The sequence below is a fragment of the Actinosynnema sp. NPDC050436 genome (assembly GCF_040655415.1).
Lineage (GTDB): Bacteria > Actinomycetota > Actinomycetes > Mycobacteriales > Pseudonocardiaceae > Actinosynnema.
On sequence record NZ_JBFAJV010000002.1, the window covers coordinates 1 to 25686 of the forward strand.

General features: G+C 70.1%; 23 protein-coding genes and 1 rRNA gene. 4 read left to right on the top strand and 20 right to left on the bottom strand.

The window, feature by feature from the left end:
* Window positions 1-158: 158 nt before the first annotated feature.
* Window positions 159-275 (top strand): 5S ribosomal RNA (gene rrf / locus AB0I60_RS04175).
* A 95-nt stretch (window positions 276-370) separates the two neighbouring features.
* Here rrf and AB0I60_RS04180 read toward each other — a convergent pair.
* Window positions 371-1306 carry an FAD-dependent oxidoreductase gene (locus tag AB0I60_RS04180; RefSeq protein WP_360725762.1) on the bottom strand — a complete coding sequence of 312 codons (936 nt, stop codon included), beginning with the start codon at window positions 1304-1306 and terminating at the stop codon, window positions 371-373.
* 122 nt (window positions 1307-1428) lie between these two features.
* Here AB0I60_RS04180 and AB0I60_RS04185 point away from each other — a divergent pair, with 122 nt between their 5' ends.
* A complete protein-coding gene (locus AB0I60_RS04185; RefSeq protein WP_360725763.1) occupies window positions 1429-1611 on the top strand; it encodes a hypothetical protein in 183 nt (60 codons plus the stop codon).
* A gap of 18 nt (window positions 1612-1629) precedes the next feature.
* Here AB0I60_RS04185 and AB0I60_RS04190 read toward each other — a convergent pair whose 3' ends face one another.
* The 3 genes from AB0I60_RS04190 to AB0I60_RS04200 are packed head-to-tail and all read right to left on the bottom strand — an operon-like array spanning window position 1630 to window position 3469.
* Window positions 1630-2220, bottom strand: coding sequence for a hypothetical protein (locus AB0I60_RS04190; protein ID WP_360725764.1), 591 nt, complete (start codon window positions 2218-2220; stop codon window positions 1630-1632).
* An 8-nt stretch (window positions 2221-2228) separates the two neighbouring features.
* Window positions 2229-2567, bottom strand: coding sequence for a nucleotide pyrophosphohydrolase (locus AB0I60_RS04195; RefSeq protein ID WP_360725765.1), 339 nt, complete (start codon window positions 2565-2567; stop codon window positions 2229-2231).
* Complete coding sequence (locus AB0I60_RS04200) at window positions 2564-3469, bottom strand: AraC family transcriptional regulator (RefSeq protein WP_360725766.1); 906 nt, start codon at window positions 3467-3469, stop codon at window positions 2564-2566. Before AB0I60_RS04200 ends, AB0I60_RS04195 begins: the two co-directional genes overlap by 4 nt.
* Window positions 3470-3540: 71 nt before the next feature.
* Between AB0I60_RS04200 and AB0I60_RS04205 the strand changes: the two genes are divergently transcribed.
* A complete protein-coding gene (locus AB0I60_RS04205; RefSeq protein WP_360725767.1) occupies window positions 3541-4335 on the top strand; it encodes an NAD(P)H-binding protein in 795 nt (264 codons plus the stop codon).
* Here the strand turns inward: AB0I60_RS04205 and AB0I60_RS04210 are convergent.
* The 12 genes from AB0I60_RS04210 to AB0I60_RS04265 form a co-directional block, all read right to left on the bottom strand.
* A complete protein-coding gene (locus AB0I60_RS04210) occupies window positions 4301-4948 on the bottom strand; it encodes a class I SAM-dependent methyltransferase (protein ID WP_360725768.1) in 648 nt (215 codons plus the stop codon). The genes AB0I60_RS04205 and AB0I60_RS04210 overlap by 35 nt on opposite strands.
* A gap of 44 nt (window positions 4949-4992) precedes the next feature.
* Window positions 4993-7104 (bottom strand): DEAD/DEAH box helicase, encoded by a 2112-nt coding sequence (locus tag AB0I60_RS04215; RefSeq protein WP_360725769.1) that lies wholly within the window; start codon window positions 7102-7104, stop codon window positions 4993-4995.
* Window positions 7097-8416 (bottom strand): BREX system ATP-binding protein BrxD, encoded by a 1320-nt coding sequence (gene brxD / locus AB0I60_RS04220; RefSeq protein WP_360725770.1) that lies wholly within the window; start codon window positions 8414-8416, stop codon window positions 7097-7099. Before brxD ends, AB0I60_RS04215 begins: the two co-directional genes overlap by 8 nt.
* Complete coding sequence (gene pglZ, locus AB0I60_RS04225) at window positions 8416-11043, bottom strand: BREX-2 system phosphatase PglZ (protein WP_360725771.1); 2628 nt, start codon at window positions 11041-11043, stop codon at window positions 8416-8418. The genes brxD and pglZ overlap by 1 nt, the downstream gene beginning before the upstream one ends.
* The gene (locus AB0I60_RS04230) at window positions 11040-14705 is read right to left on the bottom strand and encodes a hypothetical protein (protein ID WP_360725772.1); all 3666 of its coding nucleotides are present in this window, start codon (window positions 14703-14705) and stop codon (window positions 11040-11042) included. Before AB0I60_RS04230 ends, pglZ begins: the two co-directional genes overlap by 4 nt.
* Window positions 14706-14832: 127 nt before the next feature.
* Window positions 14833-15339, bottom strand: coding sequence for a hypothetical protein (locus AB0I60_RS04235; RefSeq protein ID WP_360725773.1), 507 nt, complete (start codon window positions 15337-15339; stop codon window positions 14833-14835).
* Entirely contained in the window at window positions 15336-16100 is a 765-nt protein-coding gene (locus tag AB0I60_RS04240; RefSeq protein WP_360725774.1) for a hypothetical protein, read from the bottom strand. Before AB0I60_RS04240 ends, AB0I60_RS04235 begins: the two co-directional genes overlap by 4 nt.
* Before the next feature lie 7 nt (window positions 16101-16107).
* Window positions 16108-16419 (bottom strand): hypothetical protein, encoded by a 312-nt coding sequence (locus AB0I60_RS04245; RefSeq protein WP_360725775.1) that lies wholly within the window; start codon window positions 16417-16419, stop codon window positions 16108-16110.
* A complete protein-coding gene (locus AB0I60_RS04250) occupies window positions 16416-17057 on the bottom strand; it encodes a hypothetical protein (RefSeq protein WP_360725776.1) in 642 nt (213 codons plus the stop codon). The genes AB0I60_RS04245 and AB0I60_RS04250 overlap by 4 nt, the downstream gene beginning before the upstream one ends.
* Before the next feature lie 91 nt (window positions 17058-17148).
* Window positions 17149-21033 carry a BREX-2 system adenine-specific DNA-methyltransferase PglX gene (gene pglX, locus AB0I60_RS04255; protein ID WP_360725777.1) on the bottom strand — a complete coding sequence of 1295 codons (3885 nt, stop codon included), beginning with the start codon at window positions 21031-21033 and terminating at the stop codon, window positions 17149-17151.
* Window positions 21034-21091: 58 nt separating this feature from the next.
* Window positions 21092-21265, bottom strand: a complete 174-nt coding sequence (locus tag AB0I60_RS04260; protein WP_360725778.1) for a DUF397 domain-containing protein — start codon at window positions 21263-21265, stop codon at window positions 21092-21094.
* Entirely contained in the window at window positions 21262-22122 is an 861-nt protein-coding gene (locus AB0I60_RS04265; protein WP_360725779.1) for a helix-turn-helix transcriptional regulator, read from the bottom strand. The genes AB0I60_RS04260 and AB0I60_RS04265 overlap by 4 nt, the downstream gene beginning before the upstream one ends.
* Window positions 22123-22249: 127 nt before the next feature.
* Here AB0I60_RS04265 and AB0I60_RS04270 point away from each other — a divergent pair, with 127 nt between their 5' ends.
* Window positions 22250-22564 (top strand): hypothetical protein, encoded by a 315-nt coding sequence (locus AB0I60_RS04270; protein ID WP_360725780.1) that lies wholly within the window; start codon window positions 22250-22252, stop codon window positions 22562-22564.
* Window positions 22565-22636: 72 nt separating this feature from the next.
* Here the strand turns inward: AB0I60_RS04270 and AB0I60_RS04275 are convergent, their stop codons facing one another.
* From AB0I60_RS04275 to AB0I60_RS04290, 4 genes are read right to left on the bottom strand one after another with little or no spacing between them, the layout of a single operon-like run.
* Window positions 22637-23416: an ESX secretion-associated protein EspG gene (locus AB0I60_RS04275; protein ID WP_360725781.1), complete on the bottom strand. Its 780-nt coding sequence runs from the start codon at window positions 23414-23416 to the stop codon at window positions 22637-22639.
* Window positions 23413-24684: a PPE domain-containing protein gene (locus AB0I60_RS04280; RefSeq protein WP_360725782.1), complete on the bottom strand. Its 1272-nt coding sequence runs from the start codon at window positions 24682-24684 to the stop codon at window positions 23413-23415. The genes AB0I60_RS04275 and AB0I60_RS04280 overlap by 4 nt, the downstream gene beginning before the upstream one ends.
* A gap of 13 nt (window positions 24685-24697) precedes the next feature.
* Window positions 24698-25270, bottom strand: coding sequence for a DUF3558 domain-containing protein (locus AB0I60_RS04285; RefSeq protein WP_360725783.1), 573 nt, complete (start codon window positions 25268-25270; stop codon window positions 24698-24700).
* Between the two features lie 5 nt (window positions 25271-25275).
* Window positions 25276-25644, bottom strand: coding sequence for a PE domain-containing protein (locus AB0I60_RS04290; RefSeq protein ID WP_360725784.1), 369 nt, complete (start codon window positions 25642-25644; stop codon window positions 25276-25278).
* Window positions 25645-25686: the final 42 nt, after the last annotated feature.

Genomic DNA, 25686 nt, shown 5'->3' on the forward strand with positions numbered 1-25686 from the left:
AACGGCTGGAGTTGACCGGTACTAATAGGCCGAGGACTTGCTCACAAACATGCTACGCATCCACTGTGCGGTTCTGAAAGAACCGAACCGGACCACTCTCTGGTCCAGACGAACGGTCTGGGTTGGTGGGTGCCTACGGGTTGGTAATTTCATAGTGTTTCGGTGGTCATAGCGGTTGGGGAACACCCGGTCCCATTCCGAACCCGGTAGTTAAGCCTTCCAGCGCCGATGGTACTGCACTCGTGAGGGTGTGGGAGAGTAGGACGCCGCCGAACATTTCTTTCCCTCAGGGGCACTCGACACGTCGGGTGCCCCTGAGGGCTTTTTGCGTTACCGCTGCCTTGCCGTGTCGACCGCTGCGGGCAGGTGCTCAGGACAGGTCTTCGAGGATGGCCTCGGCCAGCAGAGTGCCGGACAGCCAGGCGGTCTCCACCTTGGGGCTGCCCCAGGCGTCACCCGCGATCCCGATCCGGTCCTGGCCGTAGTGGAACGGGGCCGCACCGGGTTCGGCGGGACGGGCGAACGTCCAGCGGTGCACGTTCACCGACTGCGCCGGCGGCAGTTCCAGCAGCTCGCGGACGGCGGCCTCGATGTCGTCGTCGGCGGCCGTGGCGTCGGCGACGAACCGGTCGGCGAACTCGGCGGTCGTGTGGGCCACCAGCACGGGAGCCCCGTCGCCGCGCCGGCTCCCGTCGTCGAACAGGGTCGTCAGCACCGGGTGCTCGTTCACGAACGCCCCGGCGAAGTCCCAGCCGCGCTCGGCGAACCGCAGGGTGGCCACGAGGGACGGCAGCCACGCCTGGCCCAGCGCGGCTTGCGCGGTCGGGCGCAGCCCGGGATCGATCAGGCGCACGGCCTGCGGCCCCGGCATCGCCAGCACCACGGCGTCGGTGAGCACGCCGTCCACCCGCGGGCCGGCGTCCACCCACTGGACGAGGTGACCGGTCCGCACGTCGAGCCCGTCCGCCAGGTCCTCGACCAGCGACCGGAGCCCATCCGGGGCGGCCCACCGCTGCGGGCCGGTGGTGCTGCCCCACCCGGACGGCGAGCGCACCGCCATGGTCGACGTCCACGGCCGCGCCAGGCCGGACTCCTGCCAGCGGTCCACCACGGCGGAGAACCGAGGCGACGACACCGTGAAGTACCCCGCGCCGATGTCGGTGGCGCGGTCGTCGTACCGCTTGGTCGCCATCCGCCCGCCGCACACGTGCGCCCGTTCGAGGACGCGGACCGTCGCTCCCCCGGCCGCCAGCGCGCGTGCGCAAGCCACTCCGGCGATTCCCGCACCGACCACCGTCACCTGCACGAACCCATCCTTGCAGAGGCGGTCACGGGTGCGGTTGCCCGTACCGCTGTCCGAGCGACGCGGCCGGCGCGACCGGGTGACGGCGGGGTCCGGCCGCTTGCGGCGTCCATAGCGTGGGCCGCATGGACAGTCGTGGCTGGGACGCTGTGGGTGCGGGGGTGGCTGCGGTGCGCTGGCGACCGCGCAGGAGGACGGGCCGGCACGCGCGGGCGAGGCCGTCGCCGACCTCGCCCACGTGGATCTCCGCGTTACTCGCGCTGATCCTGTTGGTGTCGTTGGTGCTCCTGCTGCTGACCTACCTCTAGCCCCCGTCCGGGCGGCCCTCAGCGGGACTGGAGGGCGTCCACGGCCACGGCCTGCGCGATCACCAGGCGGCGGTCGACCGAGGGGTCCTGGATGCGGATCAGGTACTGGTCGCGCAGCCACGTCTTCTTGTCCACGGTGAAGACCGGTGCGCCGTCGCGGACGAAGTCGAAGTGGTAGCGGAACGGGAACGGCAGGTCGTTGACCAGCGGCAGGAATCCCCAGATGCGGCGCAGCACGGCGATGCCCTGGTGGCGCTCGCGGCCGGTGGCGGTGCCCGCGCCGGGCTGCTCGACGTGCCAGGTGGAGTTCACCAGGGACTTGCCGAAGTCCTTGCGGAACAAACCGATCGGCCGCCCGTCGGCCGCCGTGACGTCGTAGCCGCTGCCGAGGTCGATCACCTTGCGGGCCTTGAAGCCGGCGAGCACCGCGTGCTTGTCCGCGTCGGTGAAGATCGTGACCTGCTCCTTGAACGCCATCCGCTTCTGCTCGACGAACGCGACCAGCCGGCCGGGTGCCCCGTTGCCGTCGTCCGCGAACGCCTCGTAGCGGTTGACCATGACGGTGATCTTCTGGTGCAGGTGGAGCGTGTCCAGGGACTGGAGGTCCACGGTTCCCCTCACTCGACTGGCCGGAGGTCTCCGGTCGGGAAGCGCCGCTCGTTGCGGTCGATCTTGGCGAACGCGGCCTCCACGAGGTCGACGTCCAGCTTGTCCGCCAGGCGCACGAGGTAGTGCATCACGTCGGCGAGCTCGTCGCGGACGTTCCAGGCGAGTTCTTCGTCTCGCATGGCGTCGGCGGCTTCCTCGGGCGTGAGCCACTGGAACAGGTCGGTCAGCTCGCCCACCTCGCCGGACAGCGCCATCACCAGGTTCTTGGGCGTGTGGTAGGTGTCCCAGTCGCGTGCGGCGGCGAACCGGCGGAGCGCGTCGCGCAGGTCTTCGAGGCTGTTGCTCATGCCCGCAGGGCTACCACACGGTGGTCGCTGGGCCGAACGCCGCGTACCCGTTTGAACGCGGTGCTGAACGCGAAGCCGTCCCGGTAGCCGACCGCGCGGGCCACGGAGTGCACGGTCGCGTCGGGTTCGGCGAGCAGGTCGGCGGCGACGGACATGCGCCACTCGGTGAGGTAGGTCAGCGGTGGCACGCCGACCTGGGCGGTGAACCGCTTGGCCAGCACCGCGCGGGAGACCTTGGCGCGGTCGGCGAGGTCGCCGACCGTCCAGGAGACGGCCGGCTCGTCGTGGATCGCGCGCAGCGCCGGGCCCACGACCGGGTCGCCCAGCGCGCGGTACCAGCCGGGCGTGTTGGCCTCGGGCCGGTCGAACCAGTCGCGCAGCGCGAACACCAGCAGCAGGTCCAGCAGGCGGTCGAGCACGCCCTCCTGGCCCGGCTGGTCCTTCGCGATCTCGTCGGACAGCAGGTCGACTGTGGGGCACGGTCCGCACGGCACGACGAAGGCGCGGGGCAGCGCGTGGAGCAGCCGGTCGGAGACGCTGCCCTCGACCTCGTAGCTGCCGGTGAGGATGGTCGCGTCGCCCTGCTCGCCGAGCCGGTAGGTGCGGGTGCCGACGGCCCACTTGGCGCAGCCGGGCAGGGTGGTGTCGAGTTGGAGCGGCGTGGCCGGGTCGTCGGCGAGCACGAACGGCAGCGGTCCCCGGACCAGCCCGATGTCGCCGGCGCGCAGCCGCATCGGCTCGTGGTCGTCGGCGATCAGCCAGCCGTCGCCGCGCGAGGCCATGACGGCGGTCAGCGAGGCCGTTCCGGCGAAGCGCACGGACCACGGCGGCGCCGCGTACGAGCGGCACAGCAGCGCGCTCTGCGCGCGCACCCCGCGAAGCAGGTCGGTGAGAGCGTCCACGAAGACGATTGAACATGCGATCGGGCGTCTCGGCCATGTCCCGCCGGTTCCGGTGTTGGTTGGCTGGGTGCATGACAATCCTGGTCCTCGGAGCGACCGGCAAGACCGGTCGCCGCGTCACCGCCGCCCTAGGCTCCGCCGCCCGCCCCGCTTCCCGCTCGTCCGCGCTGCGCTTCGACTGGGCCGACGAGTCCACCTGGGACACCGCGCTGGCGGGCGCGTCGGCGGTCTACCTGGTGCCGCCGGCGCTGAACCTGGACGCCGCCGAGGTGGCGGCGTTCGTGGCGCGCGCCGTCGCGGCCGGCGTGACCCGGATCGTGCTGCTGTCGGCGCGCGGCATCGACCCGGAGGACGGCCGGGAGGCGGCCGTCCGGGAGTCCTCTGTGGACTGGACGATCCTGCGGCCGACCTGGTTCCACCAGAACTTCACCGAGGACTTCCTGCTGCCGATGGTGCTGGCGGACGAGGTGACGCTGCCGCTCGGGCCGGGCGGGCACCCGTTCATCGACGCGCGGGACATCGCCGACGTGGCCGTCGCCGCGCTGACGCGGGACGGCCACGCCGGTCGGGTCCACGAGCTGTCCGGGCCGGAAGCGCTGTCGTTCCCGGACGCGGTCGCGCAGGTGGCCGAGGCGTCCGGCCGGGACGTCGCGCTGGTCGACGTGCCGGGCGCGGCGATCGCGGAGGCGTTGCGGGCGGGTGGTTTCTCGGAGCAGTACGCGACCGTGCTCGGCCACGCCCTGGAGGCGATCCGGGACGGTCACGACGCCGGGCTGTCCACCGGGGTCCAGGACGTCCTGGGCCGCGAGCCGCGCTCGTTCGCGGACTACGTCAAGGAGTCGGCGTCGTCGGGCGCGTGGGCGTAGCCAGCACGAGCAGGTGCTCCTCGTCCGGCTGGCCCTCGCGGTCAGGCGAGAAGACGGCGCGGTGGGTTTCGAGGACGTCCAGCCCGGCCTGCTCCACGTGGCGGAGCAGGTCGGGCGCGGCGAAGCTGGTGACGTGCACGGTGTGGCCGAGGAACGGCACCTCCAGGCCCTCGACGTCGACCGGCACGGTGATCAGCGCGACCAGGCCGTCGGGCTTGAGCCAGCGGGCGGTGTTCCCGAGCACCTCGACGGCGTCGGCCCGGGTCATCTGGAGGAACGGGAAGAACGCGACGACGGCGTCCCACGAGCCGTCGGCGGAGTCCCACTCGCGGATGTCGGCGTGCACGAAGTCCGCGTCGGGCACCTGCTCGCGCGCGATGGAGACCATCTCGCCGGACACGTCGACCCCGAGCACCCGGTGCCCGGCGGCGGTGAGGTCGGCGGCGACCGGCTTGCCGGTGCCGCTGCCGATGTCCAGCACGCGGGCGCTGTCGGGCAGCCGGTCGAGCAGCAGGCGGATGCCGGTCTCGACGATGGGCGGCCGGCCGAACGCCTCCTCGTAGCCACGGCCCACGGCGTTGAACAGCTCGGCGGCGGTGAGGGGTCGATCCACGTCCGGTACCTCCCAGGGGTGGTTGCGCAGTCCAGTATCGCCGATCATGGTCCCGCTGACTCCCGGACGTGGGTTCGAGGTGCCTCGAGCGAGGCTCGTGCCCCGGCCAGGTCGACCAGGCGCTCCGCGACGGTGGCGATGGCGAGGTCTTCGGGGAGGGCCGCGGCGAACTTCAACCCGGAGACGGCGCTCGGGTTCACCTCCGGCGGGCGTAGCTCGCGTCTCGCCAGGCAGCGGTTCACCTCTTCGACGGTCAGGTCCGGACGGAACCGGAGTGAGTGGTCGCCGATCCGTTGCCGTGGGTCGACCAGTTCGGGCAGCGACGCGTGCAGCGTCCGGTTGGCGGCTGTGCCCGCCCACGTCCACCAGTGCACCTCGCCGGTTGCGGACCAGTCGACCACGGTCCCGTCGGGCGCGGTGTGGGCGCTGTGCCGTTCACGCAGTTCGGCCAGCGCCGACACCGCGCGGCGGGTGAGGTGCACCCCGGCCGGGTCGTGGCCGAGGACGACGTTGCGCACACCCTGGGTGACGTCGTACGACATGCCGCCGCCTCCGCCGCCCCACCGGGCACGGCCCGGCAGATCGGTCGGCTGCACGTGGCACCGCCGTCGTGACCAGTCGATGTGGGTCACCAACCACGTCCGCCCGGCCAGCAACAGCACCCGTGGGCCGTCCACGTCGGCCAGCAGGACCTCGTCGCCGACCTGACCGATCTCCTCGCGTCCGGACAGCACCAGGAACTCCGGCGCTGCGGTGAAGACCGCCGTGATGTCGGAGAAGTGCCGACGGCCGAACCTGCGCTCGGCCTCCGGGCCGACGAAGGCGAGGTCGCCGTCGCGGTCGAGGTAGCCCGCGTCGAGCAGGTGGGCGAAGATCCGGGACGAGTCGTCCCCGAAAACCCGCAGACCCGCCCACCGCTCCCGCCACGTGTGCAGCCCGATCGTGTTCTCCTGCAACGCCGACGCGATGAGCTGTTGGGCGACGATGTGCCTCGGCGAGGGCGGCGCGGTGATCGGCTCCACCCAGCCCGCCGCCCACCGTTCGAGGAGTCCTGCGGCGGTCAGCGCGGACTCCTGGCCCAAGCACAGGACCAGGCAGTTGCGGGTGCTCCCGGGTCGCCGTCCGGTCCGCCCCAGCCGTTGCAGGAACGAGGCCACGGTGCGTGGTGAGTCGATCTGGACGACCCGGTCCAGGTCGCCGACGTCGATGCCGAGTTCGAGGGTCGAGGTCGCGACGATCACGCAGTCCCGCGCCTCGGCGAACGCTTCTTCGGACCGACGCCTCTCGCCTGCGGACAGCGACGAGTGCGAGAGGAACGTGGTCACGTCGTGCGTGCGCAGGGCCGCGCCGAGTTCCTCGGCTCGTCGGCGGCTGTCCACGAAGACGAGCCGTTTTTCGCCCCGGTGCAACGAAGAGATCACCTTCGCCGCGTTGTCGACCGTGCCGACGTGGTCGAGCGTGACCTCCGGGGTGACGGACGAGGTGGCCACGGGCGCGACCACCTCGCGCGGTCGGTGCCGGGCACCGCCCTGGAGCCAGGTCAGCAGTTCGTCCGGGTTGCCGACCGTGGCGGACAGCCCGATGCGCTGGAGTTCACGGCCCGCGAGCCGAGCCAGTCGTTCCAGCAGCGCCAGCAGGTGCCACCCTCGGTCGTCGCCCGCGAAGGCGTGCACCTCGTCCACCACGACGGCCCGTAGGTCGCGGAAGGTCCGCCGGCTGTCGACGTTGACCGACACCAGCATGGCTTCGAGCGACTCGGGTGTGGTGAGGAGGACGTCCGGCAGGTCCCGCAGGATCCGGCGCCGCTGACCCGGGCCGACGTCGCCGTGCCAGACCTCGGCACTGCGCCCGAGCCACCCGGTGTAGCCGGCCAGCCGCGGTGCCAGGTTGTTCAGCAGTGCCCGCAGCGGGCAGACGTAGAGCACCGAGATGCCGGACCACCGTTCCGACGCCATGCGGGTCAACGTCGGCAGCATCGCCGCCTCGGTCTTGCCGCCGGCGGTGGGGGCGAGCAGCAGGCAGTCCGCTCCGGCCAGCACCGGCCCCACCGCAGCCGCCTGGAACGGTCGAAGACCCGGCCAGCGCAGGGTGTTCACCACGTGGTGCTGGACAGCGGGGTGGAGCGCGGCGAGCGCTGCGGTGTCCGGGTCAGACATCGAGGTCGATGTCATCCGCCGACGTGGCGGCGGCTTCCCGCTCGGTGCTGGTCAGCTCGGCTCGTTCGATAGCGACGGTGTAGTCGCCGCGCGGGTCGAAGTCGGGGTGCAGTTCGACGGTGTCGAGCACGTTCAGCACGAGCTTGCGCAGGAACAGCCTCGGGGCGACACCGACTCGCCCCCCGAGGCCGCCGGCCACCGACGTGGCGAAGTCCCGGAGGTAGGCGTCGTCGACCAGGTCCATGATGCGTTGTCCCGCAGGGGACCCGTTCGCGTAGAGGGCGCGTACCCGACCACCCAGTTCGACCAGGCGGTCGAGGGTGAAGCCGGTCAGCCGGACCTGCGGGGCGCGTGCGTTGTCGAACCGGTTGTCCGCGCCGAAGTCGGTGTGCAGCCGATCCGCGAGCGGCGGGAGCAGTTGCACGCCTTGGCGTCCGTCGAAGAAGGCCGGTGTTCCGGTGACCATCAGGTACAGGCCGGGGAAGCGGCCTTTGTCGATCTCGTCGATCAACTGGCGCAGGGCGTTGAGCGCCTTGGCCCGCGCATCACTGCGGACCCGTTGCAGGGTCTCGACCTCGTCCAGCACCAGTAGCAGCCCGGGGTGTCCCGCGTCGCGTAGCACGGTGAGCAGCCCTTGCAGGAAACCCAGGGCCTGGAAGTGGTCGATGTCGCCCTTGACGGCGGCGGCGCGCTTCGCGGACGAGGCCACGTGGGGCTGCCCGGCCAGCCACGCGGCCAAGCCGTCGGCGGTGTCCGTGTCGCCCTCGGCCACCGCTCGGCGGTAGCCGCGCAGGCCCGCTGCGTAGCCGGGGGTGGTCCGGGCCAGTCCGCCCAGCCTCAGCTCCACCAGGTCGTCCACCGCCGAGCCCAGGCGCTGCGCGTCGGACGCGTCGACCTCGCCCTCGGCCAGCACGTCCTCTTCCAGCGCGAACAGCCAGCTGTCCAGCACGGCGCGGAACGCACTGGGTGGTGCGGCGGCCGTCGTCAAGTTCTCGCACAGGCGCCGGTACACGGTTTCCAGCCGGTGCAGCGGTGTCTCGGTCTCCGAGATCTGCACCTCGCTCACCGCCATGCCCGAGGCTTTGGCGCGTTCGGCCAGCCAGCGCGCCAAGAAAGTCTTACCCGCGCCGTACTCGCCGCGCACGGCCTTGAACTCGGCGGCACCCGCCGCGCACGCGGACAACTCCTCGTCCAAGGTGGGTGTCAACCCGTCCAAGCCGACCGCGAACAGGTCCAAGCCGCTTTCCGGCACGGTTCCACGGCGCAGCGCGGCCAACACCGCACGCCTCCGTGCCGGACTGACCGTCGTCATCAGCGCCCCTCGGGAAACTGCTCGTCCAGCAGCTTCTCATTGATCACGAGCGTGCGCCCGCCGTCGATCAGGTCCACGACCGGGAACTGGTCGATGTTCAGCACCCGGCCGAGCGCGGCGACCAGACCGCGGGGATTGCGTCCTGGCGTACCGGCAGCCTGGAGGGCTTCCGCAACCGGCAGTCGGCCGCCGGCTCCGAGCACCGCGTCCACCACGTCGCGGAACACCTCGGCCTTGAGCACCCGGTTGGCTGGCTGCCCGCGGTGGGTGTTGACGAACGTCTCGCCGGCGATCAGCCGGGCACCGCGCGACTCGTCCCGTGCGAACAGGTCCGGCTGGGCGGGTGCGGGCTCTCGCCTGGTCCGGGCCGGCCGGCTGGGCTTGCGCGGTTCCCGGCCCGTCCACCAGTCCGGCTGGCCCTGTGAGTGGACGGCCCAGCCGTCGAGTTCGTCGGTGCCGGGCGGCAACAGCACCACCAGCGGGATGGCGACCTCGGCGAGCGACGCCCCGCCGTGGTAGCCGTGGGACCGGGCTCCGTAGCGGACGGCCTCGGTCGCGGCGAGCACCGCCGTGCCACCATCGACGAGCACTCGTGGCCCCGTCAAGACCACCTCGTCCTCCTGGACCGGGTTTCCCGGCCGCCTCCAGCGGGCCGTGCCGGTCGAGTCGGGGCGGTGGCGCGAGGCGTGTTCCAGCACGTGGCCGTGGTCGCTGGTCAGCACGACGACCCAGCCGTTCTCGGCGGCCCGTTCCAGCAGCGCCGGCAGGTGCGCGACGTCGCGGTAGTCCCATCCCGGGTCGTCGGACTGCCGGCCCCTGGCCAACGCGTCGTCGACGGTGTTCAGCACGACCGCCAGCACCTGGGGTTCCGCCCTCGGGGCGAACTCGGCGTCGAGGTCCGATCCGAGGTCCAGGCCCGAGGTGCCGGCGACCCCGGCCTTGTGCACGACGACGGCCCTGGTGCGAGGTGGCCAGAACGAGTGCTTGGGGAAGGCCCGCCGTTCGGCGTCGGCGTTGCCGCTGGACAGCGAGGCGGTCAGCAGCGACGTGCGGCTGTAAGCCGTTTCGGTCGGGAACGCCGCGAGCACCGCTTCCCGTCCGCCGTCCGCCGACCGCACGACCTCGGTCCAGCCGAGCCTCGGGTTCTCCGCGATCGACCAGGTGATCTCCGCCGCCGCCGCGCCCGACATGCCGTCCACCACGATCAACAGCACTTTGTGCCGGCGCGCGAGCGGGGCGATGACCTCGGGCAGCACGGTCTCCACACCCAGCACGTCGCTCGGCACCGTGTAGGCGGCCTCGGGAAGGGTTGCAGCGAACCGGCTGTCGAGTTCTGCGCGGCGCTTCCCCACCCGGGACGCGATCCGCTCGAACGCCTTGGCGACTTCCGGGGACGACGAGCCGTGGCGGACCCTGATCAGCTCGGCGTCCACCCAGGCCAGGTCTCTCGCGTGCCGCCGCAACGCGTCCGCCGTGGTGGTGACCTCCGGCGGTCGGGATCCCCACCAGCGGTGCAGCCGCACCGCCGCGTGCAGCCTGCGCACCTGTGCGGACTTCTCGTGGGCGTCGTGGTGCGCGCGGACGGCTGCGAGATCGCGGTCGTCGAGAGACTTGGCCGCCCGTTCCAGTCGGGAGGTGAACCCGCTGGGCAGCACACGGCTCACGTAGGCGATGGCCGAACCGTTGAGCTGGGCGAGCAACGTGTCCGCGTGACGGATCCGTGGCCACACGTCCGGGGAGTCGGTGCCGGTGGCGATCTCGACCGCTGCTGCAGCGGCTGCCGCGATCGCCGCACGGCTCGGCCCGTCGGGGCCGAAGCGGGAGTGGGTGAACGCACCGAGCGCGTGTGCTGCGGTCAGGTCGTCCTCCGGGGCGCCGGTCAGCACGTCGGCGACCAGGAGTTCCGCGAGCACGTCGTCGCGCGCTGCGGCCAGCCGCAGCACCACGTCGGCCGCACCGCCCAGCCGCTCCACGAGGTGGGCGGTGATGCCCGAGCGCTCAGCGGGGTCGAGGGCCTGCCAGCGCGTCCGGTTGCTAGCCACGTCCGCTGCCGTGATCAGGGAGGTGAGGTCGAGCGCCGTGGAGTCCACGGACAACCGGGCGCGCACCACGTGCCGGAGGGCGACCTCCCTGCCGAACGACAGCCCCGTGGTGTTCGGCAACTGGCCCGTGCGGGCCAGGTCGACCAGCGCGTCGACCAGCCAGGTGTTCTCCCGACCGCGCAGGCGGGCGTCGAGCTGCCGGACTTTGAGCAGGTCTTGGAGCAGGGTGTACTTGCTGACGTCGTGCAGGTGAGCGCGGTGGAACCGGGCCATGACGGCCTCGCCGAGTTCCCGCTCGCCCCGGTCGGTGAGCACGACGAGCACCTCCTGCCCGGAGCTGCCGTCCGGCGGTGAGGCCAGGGCGTCCAGCACCGACAGCACGGAAGGGCACGGGACGTACCGGACGGGACGGCCTCGGACCTCCCCGGCGCGCGCTCCGTGCCACACGGGCTCGCGGCGGGTGCGCACGCCGATGACGACCCGGCGGCCGGCCGCGTCCGGGTCTCTGTCGAGACCGTCCACGATGTCGGACACCCGGCTGACGACCGCGTTCTCGACAGCGGAGTCGAGGTCTGCCGGCGTCATCGGCGTCCCACGATCCGGTAGGTCACCTCGATGGTCACGTCGGGGTGCTCCTCACCGAACCTCGTCAGCTCCGCCATCACATCGGTCAGCCTGCCGGTCGCCTGGTGCACGCCGTCACCAGGACCAGGTGGGGTCGGGCCCGGTGCCGGAGGTGCCGGCGGCGGGGTCGGGGTCGGTCTGCTGACGAGGGCGATCAGCCTGCGTTTGGCCTGGTCGAGTGCGCGTCGCAGCGAGGTGGCGTGCTCGTTGGCGTTCACGCCCTGCCGCAGCTCGGCCGCGATGTCGGCCGCGGCCGGGTCGTCCAGCACGTCGAAGATCGCCCAGTCCGCGCCGCGCAGCGCCGCGGACACCTCTTCCGCCGTTTCCAGCGAGCGGCTGATCACCATCGGTTCGACGTCGCGCAGGTCGATGGCCGCGATCGCGGCCACCAGCCCGGTCGGATCCGTGACGGTGTGCAGTTCGGTCACCAGGTCGCTCGCGGCCACGGCCGTGGCGTAGCGGCCACGGGGCGCCGACCGGTCCAGGCCCAGACGTGCGCTGTGCTGGTCGAGCAGTTCGACGAGGCCGACGGCCGGCAGGCGCAACTGGTCGACCTTCGCGCGGACCACGCGGGCGAACCGGGCCACCGCCCGAGGCGAGATCACCGTGGTGCGCAGGTCGGTGCCGGTCAGCGCGGCGGCGAGCGCACACGCCCGGTCCCACTGGTCGGGGGTCGGCAGCGCCTGCCGGTAGAGCACCATGTCGTCGGCGACGGCCTCAGGGCTCTCCGGCGGCTCGACCAGGCGTTCGCGGTGTCGCCACGCCCGGTGCGTCAGTTCGGCGAACGTGGCGATGACGAGGTTCTCCACCCGGCGTTCCATGCCCAGGTCGCGCAGCCAGCCGCGCACCACGCGCACCGGCAGGTCGGCGTCCTGCTCGTGTTCTTGCGCGGCTCGCCGCTCCAGCTCATCCGCCCAGTGGCGGCTGAGCACGAACGGTCCGTTGTGCTCCTCGCCGAGCTTGAGCGGGTGGGCGATCCGGCGCAGGGCCTCGCGGTGCGGTCGGTCGACCTCGACCCGGCCTTCCGGGGCGTCGGCGGCGCGTCGGACGATGGTGAGCGTCGTGCGCAGGTCCGCGTCCCGGACGAGCTCACCCTTGCGCTGGGGGTCGAAGTCGGGGTGGTCCGGGTAGGTCATCGAGTGCACCTGGTCGACGAGCGACTTGAGCGCGTCGGCGAACGAGCGGCCGGCGTCAACCCGGGGCGTCACGGTGGCGTCGAGGCTGACCAGGTGGTCGTGCCAGTCCTGGACGATCTCCTCCTTCGGCCTGGTGACCAGGCCGTAGGCGTTCTTGAGCGCTTCACGCAGCTCCGAGTGCAACGACGTCCGCAGGTTGCCCAGCAGGTCCCGGGCGCGTTGCCGGTCCTCCGCCCCGATCGTGCGGGTGTGCTCCTCCAACCTGGTCCGGTCCTGGAGCAGGTACTCGACCTTGATCAACCGGCCGAGCTTGTCCAGCACGTCCGAGGTGAAGAAACCGGGCAGCCACGCCACGGCGGACCGGTTGCCCTTCTCTTCGCGCAGCCGGACCACCCGCTGGTAGTCGTCCGCCGCCGAGTGGCGGTCGGCGTCGAACGGGTAGTCCAACAGCACGCGCCAGCGGTCGTCGTAGGACGGCTCGAACAGGTCGTCCCGCATGTCCTGCTGGTCCCGGACGTTGCCGTAGACGATTTCCAGCGTCCGCCTGCTGCCCCGCCACGCCACCGGGTGCTCGATCGGGGTGGTCCCGGTGTCGGTGACACCCAGCTCGGCGAACAGCAGTTCCCGCACGAGCCTGCGGCGGGCCGGCTGCTGGTCGAGCGTCGTGACCCGCTCCAGGATGGCGTTCACGTTGACGCCGACCAGGTTCAGCCGCACGCTCGGGTCCGCGCCCTCACCCAGCTGGAGTTCGGCGACCCGGCTGGCCCAGCTGCGCAGCCTGCGCACCACCTCGGCGACTTCCTGACCCGGGATGGGAGTGGTGATCGTCCCGTGGTTCAGCGCGGCCAGCCGGCGGGCGGTCAGGTCGCGCAGTGCGTCCACGTCGGGGGCGAGCGCCGCCAAGAGCAGGGTCTTCACCAAGCGGTCGTCGCTGCGGAAGGCCCGGAGGACTCCGGCGTCGGCTTCGGCCTGTCCGGCGACCTGCTCCTCGCGCAGGTCGCGGTCCCTCAGCAGCATCGGTCGCAGGGTGCGCTGGTAGAGCAGCCTGGCTTCGTCGAACTCGTGCTTGAGCTGTTCGGTGAACGGCTGGTCCGCACCGTCCGCGACGGCGTCGAACAGGTCACCCAGCGGGACCAGCTGCCCGAGCTTGATGTCGTCGCGCCGGTTGACCAGGATCTGCCGCATCAGCAGCAGCGCCGTGCGTTCCCGCTGCAGGGCCGACGACACGTGCACGAGGGTGTCCATGAAAGCCGGGCTGAACGGGTAGGTGCGCTCGAACGAGTCACCGTCCCCGCTGCCCAACAGCACGTCCCGCACCGACCCGGGCAGTGCCCCGGTGCGCTGGAACGCCTGCCGGACCTGCTCCTCACCGCCGGGCAGCCTGCGCAGCACCCGCTCCCGCGCGATCACCGGCAGGTTGCGGTCCTCCAGCGTGATCCGCTCGATGCGGCCGTCCCAGTGGTTGAGGCGGTCGTGGAAGGACTGGAGCTCCGCGCCGGTGCGCTCCGCGCCGATGCCGAGTTCCCGCAGGTCGCGCTGACGCGCGATGAAGCTGATGATCGGCGCGGGCCGGTGCGCGTCGCCGGCTTCGACCAGCTTGGCGACCTTCTCGGTCTCCCGGCTGATGAACGCCTGGTCGCCGATCTTGCCCGCGAGCCACAACACCAGCTCGTCCAGGAACAGCACGATGCCGTCGTAGCCCAGCGACTTGGCGTGCCGGCTGATCTCCGCCAGGCCCTGGTCCAAGGGCTTGAACGCGCTGGCCGCGCCGCGCACCGAGTCGACGTAGTTCGGGAAGTACGCCTGCACGACCTTGGTGATCAGGTCGTTGGAGGCGGCGCTGTCGATCGGCGCGTCGAACCCCTCGTCCAGCTTCTCCGGGGTCATCGCCGCGCCCAGGTCGCCCCAGCCGGTGTCGGCGTCGTTCGGGAACCCGGAGAGGAACTGCTCGTCACCGAGCTTCTCCCGCAGCTTCCGCGCGTCATCCAAGAGTCCCTGTGCCCGGTAGACCTGGGGGATGGGAGCTTTCGGCTCGTGCCGGCGGACGTGGTCGACGTAGCCGCCGAGGATGGCGGCTTCCAGGCTCTCCGAGCCGGTGAGGTGGTAGGGCACGAGGAGGAAGCGCTTGTCACCCAGCCAGCGGTGCCGGGTCGTGACCTCCGCCAGGTCGGGTCGGTCCAGCGCCCGGGGGTCGCCGTCGAGCAGGGCGTGCAGGACCGCCATGAAGTGGCTCTTGCCCGAACCGAACGAACCGTGCAGGTAGGCGGCTTTGGAGCTGTGCTCGTCCAGCGCCGACTTGATCAGCTTCAGGGCCTCGCCGTAGGCCACCCTCAACTGCGGGGTGACCACATAACTGCGGAGCGCGTCGTCGCGCTTGGTGTCGACACCCTCGGTGAGCTTGAGGACGAAGTCGCCCCGGTGGACGCCTTCCGGGATGTCGATGAGTTCACGCAGCAGCGGCGCGGTACCCGACGCGGCGGTGGTCACGCTGTGGATCCCCCTGGTTCGTTCGGTGGCGAAACCGACGGTAGCCGTTCACCGTAGCGTTCCGCCCACCGGTCCACGGCCATCGCACTGTCGATATGGGACCGTCGGCAAGGACCGTTTCACAGAGTCACCCGATCGGCGTAGAAGGGCGGAGCGTGGTGCGCCCTGCGGCGAACGCCACGCTTCCGAGCCCGATCACTACCAGCAGGAGCAGGAGGTAGACCCAGTTGGCCGGGGAGATGGGGCCGAACCCGCCGTTCGACGCGAGGCTGATGCCGGAGAGCCTGGCCGCGGCGGCCAGGCCAGAGGACAGCAGGGTGCACGCCCACAGCACCGCAAGCCCTCGACGGGCCTTGCGGGCACCAGCCAGATCGAGGTGCTCGCTCCGGACGTGCACCCGGGCGTTCACCAGCACAGCACCTGCCGAGACGAGTGGGAGGACGCTGCTCGCCCCGAAGATCCACGCTGTGGCGTCCAAGGCATTGCGAGGGGTGCGGAGGCTGAGCCCGACCGCCACCAGCAGCAGCGCCAGGACCACGGCCGCCGCGATGACCACCACGCCGAGCCGGGTGCAGGACGTGCGCATCTCCTGCGCGCGTGACGGGGAGAGCCGGTGCCAGGTCGGGCCGGTCACGACCCGGGCTGCCAATCGGACGGGTCGCCGTCCGCGGCGCTCGCGTCGGAGATGGCGCTGCCATCCGGGGTGGACCAGGTGGTGCCGAGGTCGTGGACCTTCTGCCGGATGGCCGCCTGTTCCATCTCCACGGTGTTCGTGTGCGACTCCATCGTCATGACGGCGGTGACGATCAGGCCGAGTGACACCGACACGACCGTGGTCAGCGCGCCGATGGCTGCCGGGATGCCGACGATCGTGCACGCCAGCGCGATCGCACCGACCGCGCCGACGAGGAACACCGTGAAGGCCAACTTGATCGCGAGCCAGAAACTGTCGATCGCGTTGGCCAGGCCGGCCAGCGAGGTGCGGACCTGGTTCGCCACGTCTTTGATCGAGTTCAGACCGGCGACCTGCGCGGGGATTGCGTCGCGGTAGGCGCGGGACGCGCGACCCTCCCACTCCGCAGTCGTGCGGAGCTTGTCCAGGCCGAGCGTGCCGGCGATGTCGCCGAGCACGTTCCCGACCTCCGAGACCCACTTCTCGCCCACCTGCTTGAGCCGTTCCGAATCGCCCGGCTGGTCCCACAGCAGCCTGACGCGTTCCCAGAACTCCCGAGCCAGGTCCGCCAGTGCGCTCATCCCGCGCTGGATGGGTGATACGAGGTGCTCGAAGCCGACCGGGACCCAGCTGAGCACACCGTTCACCTGCTCGAAGAACTCGCGGATCCGCGCGTCGATGTCCCGTGACTGCTGGTTGGCCTGCGCCGCTAACTCGTTCACGGTGTCCTCACTCGGTGATCTTGTCCAGCGCGTGCATGGTCTCTTCGTCCTCGCGTTCGTACGTGTCGGCGGCGGCTCGCAGCTGGTCGCTGATCAGGAGGAACGTGGCCGAAGCCTGGGCGAGCAGGCTCTCCACCGTGCGGCGGGCGTCGTCATAGGTGCGGTCCAACCCGGCGTCCACGGCCCACTTCGAGATGTCCGCTCCGGTGAGCGCGAAACCGTCGATCGCCGCGCGCGGACCGTCCACGCGGTCGGCCGCCGATTCCCATGCCCGGGCGTCGAACCGCATGGCTTCGAGGGCGACAGCGATATCGGTCATGACGACAGCCCCAATCCGCGCAATAGGGTGTTCGGGTCGCGCGCCAGCGCGTTGAGTTCGGCGATCGCCGGGCTGTCGGGACCTGCGGCGAGGTGCGCGGGCACACTGCGGGCGCGCAGCGCGACGAGCACTTCCCTCAGCTCGGCGATCAACTCGGAATCGCGTGCCTGGTTGGCCCACTGCGGGTCCACCCGCAGGGCCGTGACCCGGCCGCCGTGAGACGTGCCGTGCACGTGACCGCCCCGGCTTTCGATCGACACCGGACCTGTCGCCTCGGCGAGGCGACGCGTGAACGCGGTGAGGTCGGCCGCGACCTCGTCGAGCAGCCGCACGGCGTCCTGGCGGGTGATGGGCCGGTGCGGCGGAGGTGCCGGCGTAGCAGGGGTTTCGGGTGGCTGCTCGACCTGCTTGGCCAAGGCGCGCATCGTCGCCTCGTTCGCTGCGGCCAACGCGGCGTCACCGAGCCGACGCGGGTCCACCAGTCGCCGCCACCCCGAGTCGAGCAGGACCTCGTGGATGTCGGCGGACTCGTCCACGGTGACGGTCACGCCGTCCGCGTGGCCGCTGAGCGGTTCTGCCGGGCGTGAGGCCGTCGGTGGTGGCGGACGGTCGTTCTCGTCGTCCTCCTCGAATCCCAAGCGGAGAACCTCGCCCACACTTCCCCCTGCTGTCGCGTCGAGTAGTCGTTCGACTGCTGACTGTATCGACGGCAGGGGGAGGAGCGCAGCGTTATCGGGCGGAAGGCAGTTCGTAGCGGGTTCCCCGGCGCTGACCGGTTTGGATCAGGTCCCCGCGTTCCACGAGCTGCTTGAGCAGCTCGCGGGCCAGCGTCGGGGACAAGCCGGTGACCTCGGCGGTCTGGGGAGTCGTCAGCGGACCGCTCGCGGCGAAGTCCAGCACCGCGGTGAACTGCTCGGCGGTGAACGCCCTGTCCACCTTGGTCTGCCCGGTCTGCTTGGCGATGGGCCGGCGGGTGCTGCGACGTGGAAGTGGCGAGACGTCGACCTTGGTCGCGGGCCGCCACGTCGCCAGGTCGCTGCGGGCGATGCCGGACTCACCGAGTTGGTTCTCGAGGAAGCCCTCGTAGATCACGTAGGGGGATTCGCCGAAGACCGGGTCCACGTCGCCGTGCCACTGCTTCACCCAGGGCAGCACCTCGTGCAGCCCGGCGAGGAGTGGCGCGAGGCGGTCGCGGTCCCAGCCCTCCTCGGTGTGGCGGTGGCTGATCAGCACCGCGAGCGCGTGCGCCTGCTCGCGGTGGTCCCAGCCCGCCCAGCCGAGCAGGAGGCTGCCGTCGCCGTCCCGCGTCGCGCCCGGGTAGGAGACGAAGCGCTCCTTCGGGACGTCGAGCTTGCCCCGGTGCCGCCAGTAGGAGTTGCGGAGGAAGTCGCCGGAACCGTACTTGGGCGGCACCGGGATCGTGCCGAGTCGGGTCTCGACCTCCTTGCGGACGATCGGGTCCGTGACCTCCTTGCCGAGTTCGGCGGCGATCTCGTCCTCTTGGCGCTGGAGGTCCCAGACGTGCTCCCAGTCGGCGCGCTTGCGGAGACCGGCGGGCTTGTACCGCAGGACGGGGAGGAAGGGGACGTGCTCTTCGTCGACAAGAGCGGCGACGACCTCGGCGAGGTCGACATCCTGGTTGCCGAGCGCATCGGCGGCCCAGATGCGCGCCACATCGGTGAAGGCGGTATCGAGGCGGAGCAGGTCGGTCAGCTCGGAGACGGAGCGCATGGTCGGCTGCTCGGCGCCGTTGACGTCCTCGGCGTACCACAGGTGCCGGGATTCGAGGTGGTCTTGCAGCCACTCGCGGAGGGCGCGTTCCTGCTGCTTGTCCCACGGTTCCACGGACCAGCGGCGCTTGCACTCGGGACGTTCGATGAGCGCGATGTCACGACGCTTGTAGATCAGGTCGATACGTGCCTCGACCACGCGGCGGTAGTCGTCGGGCCAGTGGGTGGGAAGTTCGGTGATCGGGGTGGAGTTGTGGCGGGCAAACCACTGGGTGTCGGTCTCGCCGGCGGCGACGGAGCGCGCCAGGACGATTTCGAACGCCCGTTCGCCGAGGTTGAGGGCGGGGACGGTGGAGGGGTCTGGGATGACGACCTGGGCGGCTTCGGCTTCGGAGAGCAGGCCGTAGCGCTGGTAGACGTCCCAGTCGAGTTCTTCCTGCTCGGCGATCATGCGGGAGCGGAAGGTCGTGTAGTCGTCGTGGGCTTGGAAGAGGAGGTCGCGGGAGGGGGTTTCGGTTTTGGCGACGGCTTGGGGAGTGCTGTCGCTGAGTTGCCGGGCGAGCGTGTCGAGGCGTCGTGCCCGATCGAGCGGTAGGTCGACGGGCAGTGGGAACTGCTCCAACTTGGTGCTGCTGAATTGGTAGAAACGTTCCCACGCCTGAGACTTGAACCCTTCGTTCACTCCTTGACTTCCCTTATCGTGACTCACTTCCTTCAGCCAGAAACAGGCGAGAGAAGTGTTAAGGGTGCCGAGTGTGGCGAGGTAATTATCTTCGTCGTGTATCTTAAGCTTGATCAGAGGTGCTGTCTGCTTGTAAACACTCCCTCCGTGGTCGAGCAGGAAGTGATTATGGGTGGCTACTTCAGCAAACGCTATGGAGAGGGGGGTGGCAATCTTCAGCGGATATAGCTCTCGGAATTCCCACCATTTGAGCTTCGCTATCTCGTCAATAAAGACTCCGAATCTTTTGCGGTGCCTCAAGTTCGTTCGGCTTGCCCACAGGTATTTGATCAGAGGGTAGACGAGGGTGGCATCTTTGCGCTTCAGTTCTTCAGTGTACATCCAGGGAACGTATGACGAAGGCGTGCAAATCCAGTCGCGGACCGAGTCGCCTTTTGCGAATTTTCTAACCGGTGCTACCCTGACGCGATTGAACTGCTGCCTGGCCCCTTCGAATGCCTCGTCTTCTCCGGTGATAGCCGCAAAACCGATTGATTCTGCAATGTCGGCCAGATTTATATTTGTGGAATGCTGTATAGCTTCCTTCAGTATGTTCGCTCCGCCGCCGCTAAGCGACCATGGGTGGAGGTGAAGAGCAGCGCGGGCGAAGTCGGTGACGCTGACCCAGTCCGACTCGCTGCCCACCTGCTCGATCTGATTGGCGATCGCCGTCCACACGATGCCGTTCGCCGGGTCCGCCGGCTGCGAAGGCTCACCACGGATGCCGAGCACCGCTCGTACTGGCTGGCTCCGGTCCGGGGTGCGGCGGCGGCCGACCAGGATCACCGTGGGCGTCCCATGACCGGGGATGAAGGCACCGGACGTGTCGATCACGTGGGTCAGGTCGACCGTCGGGAAGAATTCCTTGATCAGCTTGGTGCCGAACTCGCGTTTCATGAAGCCGTTCGACGTGATCTGGCCGACGTACCCCGACCCCCGGCGGTCCGAGCCGGCCCTGCGGGCCAGGTCGAAGAAGCGCTGTGCGAACGGCACGGTCAGCTGGAACTGCCGGTGGCACGCCGAGTAGTACCGGCGGTATTCGGCGTTCAGCTTCGCGTCGCTCACCGTGATGTACGGCGGGTTGCCGACGACCACGTGGTACGAACCTTCGTCCAGCAGCGTCGGGTAGTCCTCGACGTCCTCGGACTCCAGTTTGATCCCCACGAACTGGTCGAGCCCGGCCAACGTGCCGCTCTTCTTCGCCAGCAACGAATCTCCGATGGCGACGGTGACCGCCCAGCGCTGACCCGCCGCCTGGTCGATCGTCCGCACGCCCGCCAGTCGCCATGCGGCCAACGTCAACCGGAACCGCGCGATGGCCACCGCGTAGGGGTTGATGTCGACGCCGTGCACCGAGTCCAGCGCCTTGCGGGCGATCTCGGTGTCGCTCAGGTTGAGGTCCTGTTCCCGCCACGCCTTCGCCAACCGCTCGAACGCGCCGAGCAGGAAGTGGCCGGAGCCGCACGTCGGGTCGATCAGCCGGAAGCCCTCCAGCCCGAACTCGTCCAGGGCCGGGGTCAGCGTGTAGTCGAGGATGAACTCCTCGACGAAGTCCGGCGTCTGGAGCAGCGCGTACTTGTCCTTCGCGGCCTGTGACATGTCCTGGTACAGGTCACCCAGGAAACGCGTGTCCCACGTGTCGTCGCGGAACTCGTGCACCAGCGAGCCGTCCGGCCTGCGCGTGCGCCAGAAGCCGATCAACGCCTTCGCGCCGTCGTGGGACATCGGGATGAGGTACGCGGGGTTGTGCTTGCGGTCGAACAGTGCCTCGCCCGCATCGCTGCGACGCAGCGAGTCGAAGGTCTGCTCGACCCAGTCCGCGTCGGTGGCGTGCGGTTGCTGCCGGAAGAACGCGCCCTGCGCGTCCTCCGCCTCCGCCAAGCGGTCGCCCGGGCCCGACAGCATCGGGCGGACGAGGTTGTTGTCCTCGCTCCACCGCACGAACACGGTGCCGAGCACCCATGCGACGGCTGCCTGGGTGACCTGCTCGCCGATGAACGTGCCCAACGTCGCCGATGTCAGCGCTGCCTCGTGTCGCGCCGTGAGGTCGGCCAGGACCCCGGGCTCGCGGTCGACCTGTTCGCGGAGGTCGTTCTCCAGGATCAGCACCTGCTTCTGCAGGTCTGCCAGCAGCACGGAGCGATCGAGATAGGGCGTCGTCACGAGGAGCCAGAGTAGGGGAGCGGGGTGGGCCGGGTGCCGGAACCACCCCGCAGTCCGCTCAGTCCCTCTTGAGCGACCGTACGAACGCGCGGAAGGCCGGCGCAGAGATCACGATGTGGCCCGAATCCGGGTGCTTCGAGTCCCGCAAACCGGTTGCCGGCCCGGGTGACACCTCCACGCAGTTGCTGTCATTCCCGCTGTAGCTGCTCTTCCGCCATTCGGACGCGGTCATCGGAGTTCCTCCTCGCTCGCGGTGAACTCGCGCGCGATGGACGACATCAGGTCGACTGAGCCGGCCTCGTCCAGCGCCACGGTCGTCAGCTTCTCAACTGTCAGCCTATAGAGCGCGACCAGTGCCGGGTCGTCCAAGAACAAGCCGGTTGTCCGATCTTCGACGTGCACTACCGGTCGGTCGGCCGGGAAATCGAGGATGACGAACTGGCCCAGCAGGCCGGCGTGCCCGGCCACCGCCGCCGGGATCACCCGGACGGAGGTGTTCGGGCGCTCGGACAGATCGGCCAGGTGGCGCAGTTGCCGTGCCATCACCTTCGGGCCGCCGATCGGCAGGCGGAGCGCGGCCTCGGTGAGGATCAGGTTGACGGCGGGTGGCGTGCTGCGGGCCAGGATGGCCTGGCGGGCCATCCTCCTCCCCACCCGGACCTCGATGCTCGGCTCACCCTCGTCCACCTGGATGGCGGAGATGATCGCGTGCGCGTACTCCGGTGTCTGCGCGAGCCCCGGGACGAGCATCAGTTCGAAGTCGGTGATGACGCTTGCCCGGGTCTCGAAGTTCAGGTAGGTGCGGCTCTGCACCGTCGGGTTGGCGGCCTCGACCAGGCCCGAGCCGTCACCGCCGCGAGCGCGGTCCAAGAGCCTGGTGCGAGTCGGGCCGATCACCCCGAGCACGGCCAGGATCGCGGAGACCTCCTCGGGCGTTGCGTCCCGCTTGCCGTTCTCCAGCCGGCTGACCGTGCTGATCGAGACGCCGAGCGCGGTGGCGACGTTTTGCAGGGTCAGCCCGGCGTCCCGGCGCAGCCGTTCGAGTTCGAAGCCGATTCCCCTGGTATTGACCCCGGACTGTTGCTTCACGAGATCTACTCCTTTGCAAGGGTTGAGAAAATATGGGGATGAAATAGTTCTCCGGTCCGGAAATCTCACCCGATGGAATGAGCGTAGCGCCTTGCGCGCGAGAATCGTCGGTGCAACTCTCGAAATCATGAACGGAATAGCGGTGGACGAACTGATCTGTGAACACCTGGCCGTGGTGCTGATCGGCGTCACCGACGGCTCGGACGATCTGGCCCTGGCCGTGGCACGGTCGGAGACCAACCGACTGGTGGAGGCACTGGCCCTGTGCCTGAACGGCCACCCGCTCGACGGCGCGGGTCGCTGCGGGACCTGCGGCACAGCGGACTGCGTGCTGCGCCAGGACATCCGGTCGGTGCTGCGGCCGGTGGGCGACGGTCCGCGCACGTCGGCCGAAGAAGACGTGCTCTGGCTCGCCGCGTACGGTCTCCGCGATGACGCCTGAGAAACCCCTCGGTGAGATGGAGGTGGCGGAACTCCTGGCCAACCAGGTCGACCAGGAGCCCGCCGAACGCGCTCAGCCGGTGGCGGACAGCAGTTCCGACACGGAGTGAACCAGCCGTTGGTGGTCGGCCGGGCTCAGGGTGGACCAGTCCCGACCGTCACCTGACGGGCGTCGGGTGAACTGCCAGCGACCTTCTGCGGTGTCGTAGAACGACACCGCGTACGGACCCCGGACCCGTGGTCCGGGGCTGCCGTTGCGCAGCGGCCGGACCGCCGTGCCGAACTGCCCCATCCGCGTCACACCGCCCAGGACCGAAGCGATCTTCTGCGCGTCGGGACGTGGAACGCCGTTGTCCCGCAGGGCCATCTCCATCCTGGACGCCGACGTGCCGGCGACTGAAGCGGCCTTCTCCAGATCGGCCGCGAGCACGCTGATCGAGCGTGAGCGGGGAGCCTGGTGCGCCGGTAGCAGCGACACCACGGCGTCGGCCAGACCGCTCTCGTCGATCCGGTGCAGGGCCAACGCTTCCGTTGTCAACGTCGCGAGTACGGCGTGCCCGCGCCGGGCCGCTGCAACCGCGCGGACCCGCGGGCCGTCGTCCAGGCGGAGTCGGGCGTCGACCTCCCGGTCGGGGCGGGCCAGCAGTTCCAGCCACCCCGCCAGCCTCGGGTCGAGGTCGCCGCGCTCGACCAGACCCCGTGCGGCCAAACCTCGCCACGCGTCGGCCAGCAGCGTTCGGCGCTCGTCGGAGGTCGCACCGTGCGAGGGGATCGTCAAGATCGTCGGGTACTCGCCCAGCTTCAGGTGCTCCCAGCACAGGTCGAACTCCAGCCGGGACAGGGCGAATCTCACCGGTGGTCGTCCCCGATCACCGGGGGCGCGACGTTCGGCAGGCTCTCCTCGCCCCAGACGTCCGCCAGTTCCTCCAGGTAGGGGGCGGTCTCGTGCTCGATGTCATCCTCACCCCGGCCGCGCTGCGGGGCCCCTGCCACGCCGCCTGCCACCGGCGACACGCCTGCCGCTGCACGAACGTGGCCGCCGGCCGTGCCCGCGCGGGGGGATTGGGTGTCCGGTGCGACGCCCGACGAGTGGCCGGGTCCGAGCGGCTGGCCCGGGGGCGTGGGTGCGCCGCCACCGAACCGGGGCGTGCCTCCGGTGTGCGAGCCGCCTGCGGGCGGGATGTGTGGCGTGCTGCCCGGTGGTCTGCGGTCGCGGGTGTAACGGGGAGCATCAGCGGGCGGACGTGGCGGATTCGGCCGCACGACCTGTTGTTCCCGTCGCCCCGGAGGGCCGGGCAGCGGCCGGTAAGCCGGCGGCTCCCCCGGCGGCGTCGGTCCGGGCGTGGGGAGAGGTGGTGTCGGTGACGGCGTCGGCCGGGGCGCGACTTCGGAGGGAGGCTGGGCCACCGAGGTGTGCACGTCGTCGCCAGACGAGAAGGTCGGCGGCGCAGTGATCTGGGGTTGCGCAGACTGCCGTTGCGAGGCGGAACTCGTGTCCGTCGAACCCAGGTCGGAGAAGCGCGGCGCGTACTGGTCGTGCGCCTCGGGCTGTGCGAAGGTCGGCTCGGCCACCCGAGTGGCGACCTGAGGTGGTGGCACGAACTCGCCGAGTGCGTCGACGGCGGAGGCGGCGTCGTCCCGGTACCCGTTCATCACCCGGACTGCCTGGCGCTTGGCTTCGTTCGCCGCGCTCTCCTGGACGTCCTGGTCGGTCAGCCCGCCGACGAGGTGCTGGAACCCCGCCGGAATGCCCCAGTAGTCGTCGTTGGCGGTGGACGTCACCTGCACCGGTTCCGGCATCGCCGTCTTGGCGCCTCCGTAGTAGGAGGTCTGTGCGGAAAAGGCGTCGTGCGTCTTGACGCCGGCCGTGCGCAGGTCCTCGGCCCACGTCACCAACGGCGCGGAACTCGCGCTGAACTGCTCGCCGGCCGCACCGATCCAGACCGCCCGCGCGTCGCGGATCGCCGACTCCAGGTTCGACTTGGCGTTGCCCATGACCGCCCGGAAGCTGTTCCACGCGTCGTCCACGGTGCGGGCAGCGGAGTGCCCGGGACCGGCGTGGATCTTGTCGTAGAGCGCGCGGTGCGACTGCGCGTCGAAGTTGTGCTCACCGATTCCCATCAGCGGCCCCCTCTCACTTCAGCAGGTTCTGCATCGCGGCCTCGGCCAACCGGCGGGCTCGATCACACGGCTCGGGGAAATTCTCCGGCTTGTCGGTGACCAGGGAGAACCCGGCGGCCAGGTACTGCCCGGCGGCCGTGTCGACCAGCACGTCGCACCGGTTGGGGTTCAGCGTCGTGGTCAAGGTGACGGCCCTGAAGCCCGCGATCGGGTCGATGTCGGCCGGCTTGCCGACGTGGTTGCCCTCCGTCCACACCTCGATGCCGTCCGCCGTGACCGGCACGATCAGGTTGGACGCACCGTTCACCGTCCAAGCGCAGCCGGTTGCCTTGAGCGTCGGCACGTCCAGGGGCTGACCGGGGCGGTCGATGCTGAAGCTCGTCAGCTGTGCGGGTGTCAGCAGGTCGCACGGCTTTCGGCCGTCGAGCGTCACATCGCGAGGCCGGGCGTGGGACGAGGTCGGCGTGGACGACGTGGTGGCTGTCGTTGCGGTCGGGTCGGGCCGGGGTGTGCCGCCCTCACCTGAACAGGAGCCGAGCACGAGCACGCACGCGAGAGCCGGTACCGCGAACAGAGATCGTCGCATGGTGGTCAGAGCCCTCGGTTCCGCTCATGCATGACATCGGTGTTGACGTCTTCCACCAGTCGATATGTTCGCGCGGCGCTTTCGAGCTGTTCGATGTTGCGGGTGAGTTCGACCAGGAACAACCTGGTGACCTCGACGGCAACCGCTGCGTTGCCCACGAAAGTGCCTGCGGCATCCACGGACACTTCGTCGGTCGCCACCGCCGTCTGGCCGATGAGACTCCACTCTTCCCGGGTGAGGAAGTCCTGCACCTCGTCCCGGACCTCTTCGTACTTGGCCTTCAGCGCCAGGACCTGGTCCGGTGCGACCTGCATGGCCACCGGGGCGGCGGCTGGAGCGCCCGCTCCGCCGCCGCCGTCCGCCACGAACGGCATGATCCCCTCTTCCTGCGCCGGTCACGTAGTGCTCAGCAGTTG

Excerpts from the sequence above, each read along its gene's own strand:
- brxD (WP_360725770.1), bottom strand. The coding sequence starts at position 8,416 with ATGACGACGGTCAGTCCGGCACGGAGGCGTGCGGTGTTGGCCGCGCTG.
- AB0I60_RS04270 (WP_360725780.1), top strand. The coding sequence starts at position 22,250 with ATGAACGGAATAGCGGTGGACGAACTGATCTGTGAACACCTGGCCGTG.
- AB0I60_RS04195 (WP_360725765.1), bottom strand. The coding sequence starts at position 2,567 with ATGAGCAACAGCCTCGAAGACCTGCGCGACGCGCTCCGCCGGTTCGCC.
- AB0I60_RS04260 (WP_360725778.1), bottom strand. The coding sequence starts at position 21,265 with ATGACCGCGTCCGAATGGCGGAAGAGCAGCTACAGCGGGAATGACAGC.
- pglZ (WP_360725771.1), bottom strand. The coding sequence starts at position 11,043 with ATGACGCCGGCAGACCTCGACTCCGCTGTCGAGAACGCGGTCGTCAGC.
- AB0I60_RS04245 (WP_360725775.1), bottom strand. The coding sequence starts at position 16,419 with ATGACCGATATCGCTGTCGCCCTCGAAGCCATGCGGTTCGACGCCCGG.
- AB0I60_RS04290 (WP_360725784.1), bottom strand. The coding sequence starts at position 25,644 with ATGCCGTTCGTGGCGGACGGCGGCGGCGGAGCGGGCGCTCCAGCCGCC.
- AB0I60_RS04205 (WP_360725767.1), top strand. The coding sequence starts at position 3,541 with ATGACAATCCTGGTCCTCGGAGCGACCGGCAAGACCGGTCGCCGCGTC.
- AB0I60_RS04215 (WP_360725769.1), bottom strand. The coding sequence starts at position 7,104 with ATGTCTGACCCGGACACCGCAGCGCTCGCCGCGCTCCACCCCGCTGTC.
- AB0I60_RS04185 (WP_360725763.1), top strand. The coding sequence starts at position 1,429 with ATGGACAGTCGTGGCTGGGACGCTGTGGGTGCGGGGGTGGCTGCGGTG.
- AB0I60_RS04285 (WP_360725783.1), bottom strand. The coding sequence starts at position 25,270 with ATGCGACGATCTCTGTTCGCGGTACCGGCTCTCGCGTGCGTGCTCGTG.
- AB0I60_RS04280 (WP_360725782.1), bottom strand. The coding sequence starts at position 24,684 with ATGGGAATCGGTGAGCACAACTTCGACGCGCAGTCGCACCGCGCGCTC.